The organism is Novosphingobium sp. BL-A-41-Hi4B-X5A, assembly GCF_055521705.1.
In genome coordinates, this window is the sequence record NZ_CM145500.1 from 394045 (window position 1) to 407533 (window position 13489).

Sequence of the window (13489 nt, forward strand, 5' to 3'; positions counted from 1 at the left end):
TGGGCTTTACATGCCTGCCCGCTTCGCTAAGCGGCGCAGTTCGTTCTTGTTCGAATTGACCGGAGTTCAGCCCCATGCGTGCCGAAGGGCAGGCCCATATCGACCGCATCAACGCCGCGCTGGCGCTGGTGCGCAAGTTCCTCGACTGGGATCGCGCCGTGCGCCGTCTCGACGAGTTGAACGCCCGCGTCGAGGACCCGAAGCTGTGGGATGATCCCAAGAAAGCCGAAGAGGTGATGCGCGAGCGTCGGCGCCTCGAGGCGTCAGTCGGGACGGTGAACGAGATCGGGCAGGAAATGGCCGATGCCATCGAATTCATCGAGCTCGGCGAGATGGAAGACGACGAGGCCACGGTGAACGAAGGTCTTGCCACGCTGGCCGCGCTGGCCGACCGCGCCGACAACGACAAGGTTCAGGCCCTGTTGGCAGGCGAGGCCGACGCCAACAACTGCTTCCTCGAAGTTCACGCCGGCGCGGGCGGCACGGAAAGCCAGGACTGGGCGGAAATGCTGCAGCGCATGTACACGCGCTGGGCCGAGCGCCACGGGTACAAGGTCGATCTGGTCGATTACCACGCCGGCGAAGCGGCGGGCATCAAGTCTGCCACGCTGCTGATCAAGGGCGAAAACGCTTACGGCTATGCCAAGACCGAGAGCGGCGTGCACCGTCTGGTGCGCATCAGCCCCTATGACAGCTCGGCGCGGCGGCACACCTCGTTCAGCTCGGTCTGGGTCTATCCGGAGATCGACGACAACATCGAGGTCGAGATCAATCCGGCCGACCTGAAGATCGATACGTACCGTGCTTCGGGCGCGGGCGGGCAGCACGTCAATACCACGGACTCGGCAGTGCGCATCACCCACGTTCCGACCGGGATCATTGTTGCCAGCCAGAACGACCGCAGCCAGCACAAGAACCGTGCGACCGCTATGGGCATGCTGAAGGCGCGCATCTACGAGGCCGAACTGGCCAAGCGCGAGGCGGCGGCCAGCGGCGAATATGCCGCAAAGACCGAGATCGGCTGGGGCCACCAGATTCGCTCCTACGTGCTGCAGCCGTACCAGCAGGTGAAGGACCTGCGCACCGGCGTGGTCTCCACGAACCCGACCGAAGTGCTCGACGGTGCGCTCGATCCGTTCATGGCAGCGGCGCTGTCGCAGAAGGTGACCGGCGAGAAGGTGGCCGTCGAGGACGACGATTGATGCGGCGGGCTTCGGCCCATTGTTCAGTCGCTTTCGCCGTTCTGGCATTGCTGGCGCTTGGCGCTTGCAAGCCGCAGGTGGACGACAAGCGCCCTGAGACTGCGCGCGAGTTTCCGACCGCCGACCGTCCCGTTTCCGGCGTGGTCAGCAATGCCTTTTCCAACGAGCAGGAACGTGACCGCCTGGGCGAGGCGGACATGGTGATGAACCTTGCCGGGATAAAGCCCGGCATGAGCGTGGCCGACATCGGCGCAGGCGAGGGGTACTATACCGTTCGTCTTGCCGAGCGCGTCGGGGACAAGGGACGTGTGCTGGCGCAGGACATTGACGGCGATGCCTTGCGGCGGCTGGGATCGCGTGTGGAGCATGACCGGCTCGACAACGTCTCGATCAAGCCGGGCGGTGTTGACGATCCGCGCCTGCCCGAGCGCAGCTTCGACCGCGTGTTGCTGATCCACATGTATCACGAAGTGACCGAGCCTTACGCCTTCGCGTGGCGGATGTGGCCATCACTGAAGGCCGGAGGCAAGATCGTGGTGGTCGACCTCGATCGTTCGACTGATCGCCACGGCATTCCGCCGGCGCTGCTGATCTGCGAACTGGAAGCCGTGGGCTTTCGCTTGGATGAATTTCACCGTAAACCAGAGATTGCGGGATATTATGCCCAGTTCGTCGCGGCGAAGAGCCGTCCTGAGCCGGGCGAGATAAAGCCGTGCCGTCTGAAGACGGCCAAGGGTGCGAGCGCGACAAGCGCGTTGAAAGGAAATTGATGTCTGCGTTCAAGGGGTTGAAGCCGATTCTCTACGGTGGCCGCGAGGTTTGGCCACTGGTTGAGGGCGGCAAGGGTGTTGCGGCAACCAATCACATGAGTTCGGGCGCGTGGGCTGCTGCCGGGGGGATCGGCACGGTCAGCGCGGTCAATGCCGACAGCTACGATGCCGAAGGCAAGATAATTCCACAGGTTTATAACGCCCTCACCCGCAAGGAGCGCCACGAAGAGCTGATGCGCTATGCCATCGATGGCGCAGTCGAGCAGGTGAAGCGCGCGCACGACATTTCGGGCGGCAAGGGCGCCATCAACATCAACGTGCTGTGGGAAATGGGCGGGGCGCAGCCGATTCTGGAAGCGGTGCTGGAGAAGACGCCCGGTCTGGTGACCGGCGTGACCTGCGGCGCCGGAATGCCCTACAAGCTTTCCGAGATCGCCGCGCGCTTCAACGTGTATTATCTGCCAATCGTTTCGTCAGGCCGCGCGTTCCGTGCTCTGTGGAAGCGGGCCTACCACAAGGTCCCGCAGTTGCTGGGCGCCGTGGTTTACGAAGACCCCTGGCTGGCAGGCGGCCACAACGGGCTTTCCAACGCAGAAGATCCGCGCAAGCCGGAAGACCCGTTCCCGCGGGTGAAGGCACTTCGCGATGTCATGCGGGCAGAAGGCATCGCGGACTCGGTGCCGATCGTGATGGCCGGTGGCGTATGGTTCCTGCGCGAATGGAACGACTGGATCGACAATCCTGAACTGGGCGCGATTGCCTTCCAGTTCGGCACGCGCCCACTGCTGACCGAGGAAAGCCCGATCCCCCAGGGCTGGAAGGACCACCTGCGCACGCTTGAGCCGGGTGACGTGCTGCTGCACCGCTTCTCGCCCACGGGCTTCTATTCCTCGGCCGTGCGCAATCCTTTCCTGCGCTCGCTCGAAGCGCGGTCCGAGCGCCAGATTCCGTACTCGCGGGTCGAAGCGGGCGAGCATACCGCTCAGCTTGACGTTGGTGTGCGCGGCAAGAATTTCTGGGTGACGCCGAACGACCTTGCCCGCGCGCGCGAATGGCATGGCGCGGGGTTTGTCCATGCGCTGCGCACGCCGGATGACACGATGGTGTTCGTGACGCCGGAAGAGCGCGACGAGATCCAGCAGGACCAGAAGGACTGCATGGGGTGCCTTTCGCACTGCGGTTTCTCGTCGTGGAAGGACCATGACGATTACACCACCGGGCGCCTCGCCGATCCGCGCAGCTTCTGCATCCAGAAAACGCTGCAGGACATCGCGCACGGCGGCGACATCGACAAGAACCTGATGTTTGCAGGCCATGCCGCCTATCGCTTCAAGCAGGACCCGTTCTATTCGAACAACTTCACCCCGACGGTGAAGCAACTGGTCGACCGTATCCTTACCGGGGACTGACCGTTTCCGGCCAACGGGGCGTCCCGCGCTTTGCCAGCGCGGCGCTCCGGTCAGGCCGGGGTGCTGGATGTGCTGGCAGCGGGTAGATGCCCCTTGTCGGCCTTGCGGAATTCTAGATCCAGGAATCGTTCGAGCACGAACATCTTGACTGCGAAGCGGGCTTCGATCGGCGAAAGGTCGGGCTGCCTTGCCGCGATGCGCGTGAAATGGTGACGCGCTTCGACGATGGGCATGCCGTCGGGCAGCACTGCCTTGACCTCGGTGACCAGTTGGCGAGCCGCTGCAATCTTTTCGAGAGCCTGCCCTTCGGTCAATTCGCCTGCGCGCGCCCTTTGCTGGACCCTGCAGAAGAATTTTGAACAGACAGATGGGCGCCATTGCTCGTAGCGGGTGCAACAGGCGCCATCGAGGTAGTGGCAGGCAAATACGAACGTGGGATGGCCTTGCGCATTGCGCGAAGTTGTCAGGCCGATGCTTTCGACATCGCTGATTTCGTCTTCGCGGATCTTGGCATCCTCATAGAGGGTGCCGTCACAACACAGGCCGCATGCCAGGCAAAGCCTGCTTTCCAGCGTGAGATCAGGTGCGGCGGCAGACATTCCTGCTGGAATACAGGCGACGTCGGCGTGGCGCCACTTGTCGGAAGGCAAGCGCAGCGGGGAAATTAGTCACAAAGCCGGGATAACTTTCGGCAGGAATCGACCGCAAGTTCAACTTTGCAAGGCAGCGCCATGCTGGGACGCCTGCCGCTTTTCCGCGCCGCGAAGATGCGCACGTTTGGCTCCTCTGAACTCGCTGTCGAGAAAGCGTTCGAGCACGAACATCTTGACCAGGAAGGTGGCTTCATCTGGCGCAAGATCGGGCTGCTTTGCAGCGAGATCCTTGAAGAGCCGCCGCGCTTGCGAGATTGGCACTCCGGGGGGCAGCAAGGCCTTGATCTCATCGGTCATCTGCCTGGCCCGGGCAATCATGCTGAACGCTTTTTCCTCGGCGAGTTCGTGCTTGCGCACGCGCTTCTGGACCTGACAGTAGTAGTCGCCGCAGACCGACGGTCGCCAGGACTGGTAGCGCGTGCAGGCCGTGCCATCGAGATAGTGGCACCCTAGCCGGAATGCCGGCTCATCATTGGTCGTGCGGAAGGTTTGCAGACCGATCGCGGCCGTGTCCTCGACCTCGGATTCCTCGATCAGGGCAAAGCCGAAGACCGTGCCGTCGCAGCAAAGGCCACAAGCGAGACAGAGCTTGCTTGCGATGGAGAGTTCGTCAGTTTCGGCCATTTGACGGGATGATACCGGCGGCAAAGCAGCCTTGCTATCTACCGAAGGTCATGAGCTTCAGGAAATTTTAGCTAGGAACAGTTATAACCAAGGTTAGTGATTGGCGGCTTGCAACAGACTAGGCGGCGTGGACAAATTTCACAGCGCCACGGCTGGAGGCAAAAACCGCCAGTTCAAGGAGGCGAGGAAGCGCAATATCGGGAATATTGTGCGACGAGCCGACGCCGAAATGGCGGTTTTTGGTCCAGCCCCGCAGGGGTTGCCCTGTAAAAGGCCTTGGCAGCGTTGCTCGGCCTTGAAAGAGGCCCACTCTTCCTGCGCCCTCGCGCCTCGCCAAGGCCTTTTACAGGGCAACCGTGGCGTTGTGGAATTTGTCCACGCCGCCTAGGCCGCCGCCTGACCTGACGACCTTTGAAGAAACATCGCCTTGCGAGAATCCCGGAAGTAGCGGTCGAGCAGGAGGTCGAAGGCTGTCAGTTTAAGCAGGAAGGCCGTTTCGACCGCCGTGCGCTCGGGCTTGGCGGCGATGTGTGCGCGGCGATCGCGTGCGGCGTTGAGCGTTTCCCCTGCGATCAGGAATGGCTGCAACTGCTCACGCGCCTTCAGCATTTCGTCCACGCGCCGAAAGGCCTCGGCACTCTCGATCTCGCTGGCGCGCATGGCCTTCAGTGTCTTGCAACGGAAGGTGCGGCAGGTTTCGGGGCGCATCGCATAGATCTGGCAGCTCTGGCAAACAGAGTGCGGGCAGGGCTGAAAGAAGATCGCATCGGTTTCGCGCGATTGCATGGCGAAGCGATGGCCAAGTGCCTGCTCCTCGTCGCGGGTTACTTCGACATGGGTGAACAAGGTGCCGTCGCAGCATGCCGCGCAGCCCGTGCACAGATCCTGTTCGAGCAGGGGCGGGGCGTCGGCCTCAGGTACGGTCATGGCACCTGATTATGGCTGTGCGCTGGCCGGTGCAAGGCGCGACTTGACGAAGCCGCGCCTTGCCTGCGTCCGATCAGTCGAATTCCCAGGCGCGTTCGCCGTGGCTGGTGATGTCGAGGCCTTCGCGTTCCTCGTCTTCGCTGACGCGCATGGGGATGACCATGGAAACCATCAGCGAGCAGACGACGGTGGCGATGCCGCTCCATACCGCCACGATGCCGACGCCGGCAACCTGGGCCACGATCTGGCGGCCCAGTGTCATGCCCTCGGCAAAGCCAGTCCCGCCGAACGAAGGCGAGATGAACACGGCCAGCAGCAGGGACCCGATCATGCCGCCAACACCATGGACGGCGAAGACGTCGAGCGAGTCGTCGATCTGGAGCCGCTGCTTGACCAGCTGGATCATGGGATAGCAGACGGCCGCAGCGACTATGCCGAACAGCATGGCAGAACCCGGGGCGATGAACCCGGCGGCAGGCGTTACGGTGGCGAGGCCGGCAATGGCGCCGGTGGCAAAGCCGACCGAGGTGGCCTTCCCGACGCTGAGCTTTTCGATGCCGATCCAGACGAGCGCGGCGACGCAGGCGGCAAGGTGAGTGTTGATGATCGCCGAGGCGGCATCGTCATTGGCGGCGAGGGCAGAGCCTCCGTTGAAGCCGAACCAGCCGACCCAGAGCAGGGCGGCACCGGCCATGGTGAGGGCAGGGCTGTGTGGCAGCATCAGCGTCTTGGGAAAACCGGCGCGCTTGCCAAGCAACATCGCTACGATCAGCGCCGATACGCCTGCGGTGGTGTGGACGACGATCCCGCCGGCGAAATCCAGCGTGCCGAAGCGGGTTGCCAGCCAACCGCCGCCCCAGATCCAGTGCGCTACCGGTGCGTAGACCAGAAGGCTCCACAACGCGGTGAAGGCGACGACCCAACCGAAGCGCGCGCGATCGACCCATGCGCCGACCATCAGGGCGGGCGTGATCAGCGCGAAGCACATCTGGAACAGGGCAAAGGCGCTTTCCGGGATCGCGGTATTGGCGCGGACGTTGCCGAGGTTCAGGAGCATCCAGGCGTTGCCTGCGCCGAGCCAGCCGCCCGACACGTCGCCAAAGGCCATGGTGTAACCGACCATCACCCAAAGCACCGAGGCGACTGCCGCGATTGCACCCACCTGCACGAGCACGGCAAGGAAGCCCTTGGCGCGGACGAGACCGCCGTAGAACAGCGTCAGGCCCGGCATCGCCATCATCAGCACGAAGGCTGAAGACACCAGAATCCAGGCGGTGTCTCCGGTATCGGCAACATCCTCGACGCTGACGGCGCCTTGGGCATGGGCCAGTCCGGGCAGCAGAATCGCTCCTGCGGCGCAGGCCATCGCCAGTAGTTTACGCATGCGTGACTCTCCCCCTCGCGCAGTGGTGCTGCGCCAGATCCTCTCCGCGCGGGGCTTTAGAGCAACATTGCGGCAGCGCACAAGCGCGCCGACAACCGTTTGTTGTGCGAAACGCGACGAACGGTTCCAGTTTCGGACAGTGGCTTGGCGTTAAACGAGGCCTTCAAGCACCTGGTCTGGCGGGCGATGACCATCCGCCCAGAAGCGGATGTTGGCGATGACCTTGTCGCCCGAAGCAATGCGGCCCTCGAACGTGGCGCTGCCCATGTGCGGCAGGATCGCCACATTGTGATGGGCCAGCAAGCGCGCATCGACCTGCGGTTCGTGTTCGAACACGTCGAGCCCGGCGCCGCCAATGCGGCCATCGACCAAGGCTGCAATGAGGGCCTCTTCCTCGATCAACTGGCCGCGGGCGGTGTTCACGATGTAGGCGTGCGGTTTCATCAGGCCGATGCGTCGCGCGTCGATCATGTGATGCGTTTCCGGCGTGGCCGGGCAATGCAGCGTCAGAATGTCCGCCTCGGCGACCAGCCTGTCGAGATCTGGTTCGAAATTTGCGCCGAACATCGTCTCGAGCGCTTCGGGCAGGCGGTGGCGGCTGTTGTACAGGACATTGAGCCCGAAAGCCCTTGCCCGATGCGCGACGGCCTGGCCGATGCGACCCATGCCGATGATGCCCAGCGTCTTTCCGGCGAGGCGGTGGCCCAGCATCGTGGATGGTGCCCAGCCTTCCCATTTCCCGGCGCGCAGGGTGCGGCCACCATAGTTCAAGCGGCGGGCGACCGAGATGATCAGGGCGATCGTCATGTCCGCAGTGTCGTCGGTGAATACGCCGGGCGTGTTGGTGACGATGATCTTGCGGGCGCGCGCGGCGGCAAGGTCGATATGTTCGGTGCCCGCACCGAAGTTGGCGATCAAACCAAGTTGCGGACCAGCTTCGGCGATCATCGCCGCATCGATCCGATCCGTTACCGTGGGGACGAGGACATGGGCCGATTGCATCGCCGCGACAAGCTGGTCACGCGACATGGCGCGGTCTTCAGCGTTCAGGGAGACGTCGAAAAGCTCGGTCATCCGCGCTTCCGTTTCCGGGAGCAGGCGGCGGGTGACGGCGACGCGCGGGGTGCCATCGACGCGGCGGGTCGGGCGATAGTCGGCGGAACTCGGCATGGCTGCAAAGCTAGGCCGGGGGTGGGGCAGCGGTCAAGCGCGGTAAGGCCCTGCCATCGTGGACAGAGCGCTGTGCGGTGTTGCTCTTGCCGGTCATTTTTGCGACGGCTGGGACATGATCAAGAGCTACAGTCGTGCCCCTGCTGCCTTCCTTGCGTCAGTTGCCTGCACCCTGCTTGCGCCGACAGCCGTTGCGCAGGACGCAGACGCGGGTGTGCCGTACTGGGTATCGACCCGCAAGGACACTGCGAACATGCGCGTGGGCCCGGGTCGGGAATATCGGATCAACTGGACCTACACCCGCAAGGGCGTGCCCATGAAAGTGTTGCGCGTGATGGGGGGCTGGCGTCTGGTCGAGGATCCCGATGGCGCGCGGGGCTGGATGCTGGCGCAGTTCCTGAGCAGGGACCAGACCGGTATCGTCAAGGGCTCGATCACCGGCCTGCGCGAAAACAAAGACGGATCAGGGCGTCTGCTCTGGCGCGTGGCCCCCGGAGTCATGGGCAAGATCGGCGATTGCAAGGCCGGCTGGTGCAGCTTCGACGTTGACGGTCGCAAAGGCTTTATCAAGGCGACGGCGGTGTGGGGGGCGGGCAAGCCCTGACGGCGATGGCCGGTTCGTGATGCGAAAAGACCCCGGCCTTGCGGTCGGGGTCTTTCGTTGTTCCGGGCGTTGTGCCGGACTGTTGCGGTTCAGACCAGTTCGATGGCCAGGGCCGTCGCTTCACCGCCGCCGATGCAGAGGCTGGCAACGCCCTTGGTCTTGCCATGCTTCTTGAGCGCGGCGATCAGCGTGGTGACGATGCGGGTGCCCGACGCGCCAATGGGATGGCCGAGTGCCGTTGCGCCGCCATGGACGTTGATCTTCTCGTGCGGGATGCCGAGGTCGTGCATCGCGAACATGGCAACGCAGGCGAAGGCTTCGTTGACTTCGAACAGGTCGACATCGGCGATCGACCATCCGGCCTTGTCGAGAACCTTCTGGATCGCGCCGACCGGGGCAGTGGTGAAGTCCTTCGGTTCCTGCGCGTGGGCGGCAAGCGCGATGACCTTTGCGACAGGGGCGAGGCCTGCAGCCTTAGCAGTGCTCTCACGGGCGAGGACAACTGCTGCCGCACCGTCTGAGATCGACGAGGAGGTGGCGGCGGTGATCGTGCCGTCCTTGGCAAAGGCGGGCTTGAGCGACGGGATCTTGTCAGGACGGCCCTTGCCGGGTGCCTCGTCGGTGTCGACGATGACTTCACCGGCGCGCGTCTTCACGGTGACGGGGGCGATCTCGTCCTTGAAAGTCCCGTCCGCAACAGCCGTCTGGGCGCGGCGCAGGGACTCCACGGTGTAGGTGTCCTGCTGTTCGCGGGTGAGCTGATAGGCGTTGGCGGTGTCCTGCGCGAAGGTGCCCATGGCGCGGCCAGCCTCGTAGGCGTCTTCCAGACCGTCGAGGAACATGTGGTCATAGGCCGTGTCGTGGCCGATGCGCGCGCCCGAGCGGTGCTTCTTGAGAAGGTACGGCGCATTGGTCATCGATTCCATGCCGCCGGCGACGACGACATCGACGCTGCCCGCAGCCAGCGCTTCGGCGCCCATGATGATGGTCTGCATGCCCGAGCCGCAAACCTTGTTGACCGTGGTTGCCTGGACCGACTTGGGAAGACCGGCCTTGATGGCCGCCTGGCGGGCAGGAGCCTGACCAAGGCCTGCCGGAAGCACGCAGCCCATGTAGATACGGTCGATGCCATCGGGCGAGACGCCTGCGCGCTCGACCGCAGCCTTGACGGCGGTGGCGCCGAGATCGGTGGCAGAAACGTCTGCCAAGGCTCCCTGCATCGCGCCCATCGGGGTGCGGGCATAGGACAGGATGACGACGGGATCGGCTGACGAGAACTGTGCCATGTCTTGACTGACCTTTGCATTTGGCCCTTGTGTCTGGGCGCTGATGCGCGGGCTTGTGTGCTCCCGCGTTCATCTGCGTACATAGTGCTGCACTGCAGCGAACGCAAATGGGGCATTGGTCGAACAGATGCTGGAACCTGCATTTTCGAGCCTGCCTGCAGGCGTTCCGCTGGTCGGTTCGGCCATTCTGGGCGCAATTGTCGGGAGTTTTCTGGGCGCTGCTCTGGAACGGTTGCCGTCGGGCCGTTCGATCGTGAGCGGCCGGTCGGCTTGCGACGGGTGCGGCAAGGCTCTGACGGTGGTCGAGCTGGTTCCGGTCCTGTCGTGGCTGGTGCAGGCGGGGCGTTGCCGGACCTGCGGCTCTCGGATCGGCGGATGGCAACTGGCCTGCGAACTGGGCGGCGCGGGCATCGGCGTGGCATCACTAACGCTTGCGCGCGATGGGCTGGCGCTCGCCGCGATGCTGCTGGGATGGCAGCTGCTGCTGCTGGCTTTGCTCGACTTGAGGCACTTGTGGCTGCCGCGGCTGCTGGTCGGCTGGCTGGCGGCCAGCGGGCTGCTCGTTGCGTTCGCGCGGGCGAGGGTGACCGACGACGCCGGGGTGATCGGAACAGCCCTTGCCGGGGGCGTGCTGGGTTATGCAATGCTGTGGCTGATCGCGCGGTTCTATCTCAAGGCTCGTGGGCGCGAGGGGATGGGCTCGGGCGATCCGCCGCTGCTTGGCGCTATCGGGCTCTGGCTAGGGCCGCTCGGCGTGGTCGAGACCATGCTTGGCGCGAGCATCATCGGCATTGCGGCGGCTATTGTCATGCTTGTCAGCAAGCGTAAGATCGATGCCGACACGGCCCTGCCGCTGGGGACCTGCCTTGCCGCTACGGCATGGCTGCTCTTCCTGCTGCAGGGACCAGGCTGAGAACGATTCGGGGAGCGGGGCGACATGTTCAAGGAAACGGCGCGCGACGACATGATGACTGCGCTGGGCAAGCAGCGCGAGGCGTTCACGGCAGCGCGGCCCGAGCCGCTCTCGACGCGAAATGACCGTTTGGAGCGGTGCGCCAGAATGCTGCTGGCACATGGGGAGGACTTCGCCCGGGCTATGAGCGCCGACTTTGGCCATCGCAGCCACGAGCAGTCGATGCTGACCGACATCATGCCTTCGATCAGCCTGATCCGCTATTCGCAGAAGCGCATGAAGGCGTGGAGCAAGCCTGAGAAGCGCCACGTCAACTTCCCGCTGAACCTGCTTGGGGCGCGGGCCGAGGTGCGGTACGAGCCCAAGGGTGTGATCGGCATCGTCGCGCCGTGGAATTTTCCGGTGGGGCTGACGATGGGGCCGCTGGCGCAGGCCTTCGCGGCAGGCAACCGCGCAATGCTGAAGCCCAGCGAGTTTACCGAGCGGACCTCGGAACTGATGGCCGAGCTGTTTCCGAAGTTCTTCGGCGAGGAGGAGGTAGCGGTGATCCTTGGGGGACCGCAGACGGGGCAGGACTTCTGCTCGCTGCCGTTTGACCACCTGCTGTTCACCGGGGCGACCTCGATTGGAAAGCATGTGTTGCATGCGGCGGCCGACAATCTGGTGCCGGTGACGCTGGAATTGGGCGGCAAGTCGCCGACCATTCTCGGTCGCAGTGCCGACGTTGCCAAGGCGGCGGAGCGGATCGCGCTGGGCAAGATGATGAACGCCGGGCAGATCTGCCTTGCACCAGACTACATGCTTGTGCCCGAGGAACTCGAGCACAAGGCCATCGGCGCGGTGCAGGCAAGCGTGGCGCAGATGTACCCGACGCTTCTGGCGAATGATGACTACACCTCGGTGATCAACCGCCGCCACCGCGACCGGCTGGCGGGCCTTGTCGATGATGCCGTTGCCAAGGGCGCCGAGGCCATCGTCGTCAATCCGGGGAACGAGAACTTCGAGGGATCGAACGGCAACAAGATGCCGCTGACGATCCTGCGCAACGTCAACGATGACATGAAGGTCATGCAGGACGAGATCTTCGGGCCGGTGCTGCCGGTGAAGACCTACTCGCGGATCGAACAGGCCATCGACTATATCAATGCGCATGACCGTCCGCTGGGGCTCTACTACTTTGGCGAGGATGCGGCCGAGCGCGAGACGGTGCTGACCCGGACGATCTCGGGCGGGGTTACCGTCAATGATGTTATTTTTCATGTCTCGGCCGATGACCTGCCGTTCGGCGGGGTGGGGCCTTCGGGTATGGGCAGCTACCACGGTGTGGAAGGTTTCCGTTCGTTCAGTCATGCCCGCGCGGTCTACAGTCAGCCGAAAATCGACCTTGCCAAGATTGCGGGCCTCAAGCCGCCTTATGGTGCTGCCACGGCGCGCACGCTCAAGATGCAGCTGAAGTAAGCAAGGCATACGAATGGCAGGGCGGCGCATGTGCGTCGCCCCACGGTGCAAGACGGGGAAAAGGGCGGGCAATTCCGCCCTTAGTGCAATGCACCCCACTTGCGTACGGGCGCGGTCGGGACTAGGGCGCAGGCGAACCTGCAGCTTCGCGAGTCAGCCCTTTGGTCGATCTGTCTCAATACCTGCCGATCCTGATCTTCCTCGGGATCGCCTTGGCGCTTTCTTCCGCATTCGTGTTCCTGCCGATGGGCGTGTCGCGCCTGACCGGCGCTCACAATCCCACCGCGGAAAAGCTCAGCGAGTACGAATGCGGCTTCCCCGCGTTCGAGGATCCGCGCAGCCAGTTCGACGTACGGTTCTATCTCGTCGCGATCCTGTTCATCATCTTCGATCTCGAAGCCGCGTTCCTGTTTCCCTGGGCCGTCAGCCTGAAGGAAACCGGTTGGGCCGGGTGGACGACCATGATGGTCTTCCTCGGCGAACTGGTGATCGGCTTCATCTATGCCTGGAAGAAGGGCGCGCTGGACTGGGAATGAGCAATATGGCCACTAACCCGCTCGTTACTGCCAATGCCGGTGCCGTGACGGCGCCGGACCAGGCGTTTTTCGACAGCCTTAATGCCGAGGTGAATGACAAGGGCTTCCTCGTCACCAGCACCGAGGAACTGTTCCAGTGGGCCCGCACCGGCTCGCTGTGGTGGATGACCTTCGGCCTTGCCTGCTGCGCGGTCGAGATGATCCACGTCAACATGCCGCGCTATGACATGGAGCGCTTCGGCGTCGCCCCGCGTGCTTCGCCGCGCCAGTCGGACGTGATGATCGTGGCCGGCACGCTGTGCAACAAGATGGCCCCGGCGCTGCGCAAGGTCTACGACCAGATGTCGGACCCGAAGTACGTGATCTCGATGGGGTCGTGCGCCAATGGCGGCGGCTATTATCACTACAGCTATTCGGTGGTGCGTGGCTGTGACCGCATCGTGCCCGTGGACATCTATGTCCCCGGCTGCCCGCCGACCGCCGAGGCGCTGCTCTATGGCGTGATGCAGCTGCAGCGGAAGATCCGCCGCGCCGGCACGATCGAGCGCTGAGG

Annotated in this window: 14 protein-coding genes; 8 read left to right on the forward strand and 6 right to left on the reverse strand. The window is 63.8% G+C overall.

Features of this window, described 5'->3' with window-relative positions; genetic code table 11:
* Positions 1–74: 74 nt before the first annotated feature.
* From prfB to ACZ1JY_RS01685, 3 genes are read left to right on the forward strand one after another with little or no spacing between them, the layout of a single operon-like run.
* On the forward strand, positions 75–1202 hold the full coding sequence (prfB, locus tag ACZ1JY_RS01675) for a peptide chain release factor 2 (protein WP_465130162.1): 1128 nt from the start codon (positions 75–77) through the stop codon (positions 1200–1202).
* Positions 1202–1972: a class I SAM-dependent methyltransferase gene (locus tag ACZ1JY_RS01680; protein ID WP_118074084.1), complete on the forward strand. Its 771-nt coding sequence runs from the start codon at positions 1202–1204 to the stop codon at positions 1970–1972. Before prfB ends, ACZ1JY_RS01680 begins: the two co-directional genes overlap by 1 nt.
* Positions 1972–3381, forward strand: a complete 1410-nt coding sequence (locus tag ACZ1JY_RS01685) for an NAD(P)H-dependent flavin oxidoreductase (RefSeq protein WP_118074083.1) — start codon at positions 1972–1974, stop codon at positions 3379–3381. Before ACZ1JY_RS01680 ends, ACZ1JY_RS01685 begins: the two co-directional genes overlap by 1 nt.
* A 50-nt stretch (positions 3382–3431) precedes the next feature.
* Here the strand turns inward: ACZ1JY_RS01685 and ACZ1JY_RS01690 are convergent, their stop codons facing one another.
* From ACZ1JY_RS01690 to ACZ1JY_RS01710, 5 genes are all read right to left on the reverse strand, one after another.
* A complete protein-coding gene (locus tag ACZ1JY_RS01690) occupies positions 3432–3980 on the reverse strand; it encodes a hypothetical protein (protein WP_465130163.1) in 549 nt (182 codons plus the stop codon).
* 111 nt (positions 3981–4091) lie between these two features.
* A complete protein-coding gene (locus ACZ1JY_RS01695) occupies positions 4092–4658 on the reverse strand; it encodes a YkgJ family cysteine cluster protein (protein ID WP_465130164.1) in 567 nt (188 codons plus the stop codon).
* Between the two features lie 384 nt (positions 4659–5042).
* Complete coding sequence (locus ACZ1JY_RS01700; RefSeq protein WP_118074080.1) at positions 5043–5585, reverse strand: YkgJ family cysteine cluster protein; 543 nt, start codon at positions 5583–5585, stop codon at positions 5043–5045.
* Between the two features lie 73 nt (positions 5586–5658).
* On the reverse strand, positions 5659–6969 hold the full coding sequence (locus ACZ1JY_RS01705) for an ammonium transporter (protein WP_465130165.1): 1311 nt from the start codon (positions 6967–6969) through the stop codon (positions 5659–5661).
* Between the two features lie 150 nt (positions 6970–7119).
* Positions 7120–8139 (reverse strand): 2-hydroxyacid dehydrogenase, encoded by a 1020-nt coding sequence (locus ACZ1JY_RS01710; protein WP_465130166.1) that lies wholly within the window; start codon positions 8137–8139, stop codon positions 7120–7122.
* A 115-nt stretch (positions 8140–8254) separates the two neighbouring features.
* Between ACZ1JY_RS01710 and ACZ1JY_RS01715 the strand changes: the two genes are divergently transcribed.
* A complete protein-coding gene (locus tag ACZ1JY_RS01715) occupies positions 8255–8743 on the forward strand; it encodes an SH3 domain-containing protein (RefSeq protein WP_465130167.1) in 489 nt (162 codons plus the stop codon).
* A gap of 89 nt (positions 8744–8832) precedes the next feature.
* On the opposite strand, the gene ACZ1JY_RS01720 is transcribed toward ACZ1JY_RS01715, so the two are convergent.
* Positions 8833–10029, reverse strand: coding sequence for an acetyl-CoA C-acyltransferase (locus ACZ1JY_RS01720; RefSeq protein ID WP_118074076.1), 1197 nt, complete (start codon positions 10027–10029; stop codon positions 8833–8835).
* 127 nt (positions 10030–10156) lie between these two features.
* Here ACZ1JY_RS01720 and ACZ1JY_RS01725 point away from each other — a divergent pair, with 127 nt between their 5' ends.
* The 4 genes from ACZ1JY_RS01725 (at position 10157) to ACZ1JY_RS01740 (ending at position 13487) form a co-directional block, all read left to right on the forward strand.
* Positions 10157–10942: a prepilin peptidase gene (locus ACZ1JY_RS01725; RefSeq protein WP_465130168.1), complete on the forward strand. Its 786-nt coding sequence runs from the start codon at positions 10157–10159 to the stop codon at positions 10940–10942.
* Positions 10943–10966: 24 nt separating this feature from the next.
* Positions 10967–12400 (forward strand): coniferyl aldehyde dehydrogenase, encoded by a 1434-nt coding sequence (locus ACZ1JY_RS01730; protein ID WP_465130169.1) that lies wholly within the window; start codon positions 10967–10969, stop codon positions 12398–12400.
* Positions 12401–12561: 161 nt separating this feature from the next.
* Positions 12562–12936, forward strand: a complete 375-nt coding sequence (locus ACZ1JY_RS01735) for an NADH-quinone oxidoreductase subunit A (RefSeq protein WP_039331365.1) — start codon at positions 12562–12564, stop codon at positions 12934–12936.
* Positions 12933–13487: a NuoB/complex I 20 kDa subunit family protein gene (locus ACZ1JY_RS01740; protein WP_039331362.1), complete on the forward strand. Its 555-nt coding sequence runs from the start codon at positions 12933–12935 to the stop codon at positions 13485–13487. Before ACZ1JY_RS01735 ends, ACZ1JY_RS01740 begins: the two co-directional genes overlap by 4 nt.
* Positions 13488–13489: the final 2 nt, after the last annotated feature.

Coding starts and splice junctions, on each gene's coding strand:
- ACZ1JY_RS01725 (WP_465130168.1), top strand. CDS start 10,157: ATGCTGGAACCTGCATTTTCGAGCCTGCCTGCAGGCGTTCCGCTGGTC.
- prfB (WP_465130162.1), top strand. CDS start 75: ATGCGTGCCGAAGGGCAGGCCCATATCGACCGCATCAACGCCGCGCTG.
- ACZ1JY_RS01730 (WP_465130169.1), top strand. CDS start 10,967: ATGTTCAAGGAAACGGCGCGCGACGACATGATGACTGCGCTGGGCAAG.
- ACZ1JY_RS01715 (WP_465130167.1), top strand. CDS start 8,255: ATGATCAAGAGCTACAGTCGTGCCCCTGCTGCCTTCCTTGCGTCAGTT.
- ACZ1JY_RS01700 (WP_118074080.1), bottom strand. CDS start 5,585: ATGACCGTACCTGAGGCCGACGCCCCGCCCCTGCTCGAACAGGATCTG.
- ACZ1JY_RS01680 (WP_118074084.1), top strand. CDS start 1,202: ATGCGGCGGGCTTCGGCCCATTGTTCAGTCGCTTTCGCCGTTCTGGCA.
- ACZ1JY_RS01710 (WP_465130166.1), bottom strand. CDS start 8,139: ATGCCGAGTTCCGCCGACTATCGCCCGACCCGCCGCGTCGATGGCACC.
- ACZ1JY_RS01685 (WP_118074083.1), top strand. CDS start 1,972: ATGTCTGCGTTCAAGGGGTTGAAGCCGATTCTCTACGGTGGCCGCGAG.
- ACZ1JY_RS01705 (WP_465130165.1), bottom strand. CDS start 6,969: ATGCGTAAACTACTGGCGATGGCCTGCGCCGCAGGAGCGATTCTGCTG.
- ACZ1JY_RS01695 (WP_465130164.1), bottom strand. CDS start 4,658: ATGGCCGAAACTGACGAACTCTCCATCGCAAGCAAGCTCTGTCTCGCT.
- ACZ1JY_RS01740 (WP_039331362.1), top strand. CDS start 12,933: ATGAGCAATATGGCCACTAACCCGCTCGTTACTGCCAATGCCGGTGCC.
- ACZ1JY_RS01720 (WP_118074076.1), bottom strand. CDS start 10,029: ATGGCACAGTTCTCGTCAGCCGATCCCGTCGTCATCCTGTCCTATGCC.
- ACZ1JY_RS01690 (WP_465130163.1), bottom strand. CDS start 3,980: ATGTCTGCCGCCGCACCTGATCTCACGCTGGAAAGCAGGCTTTGCCTG.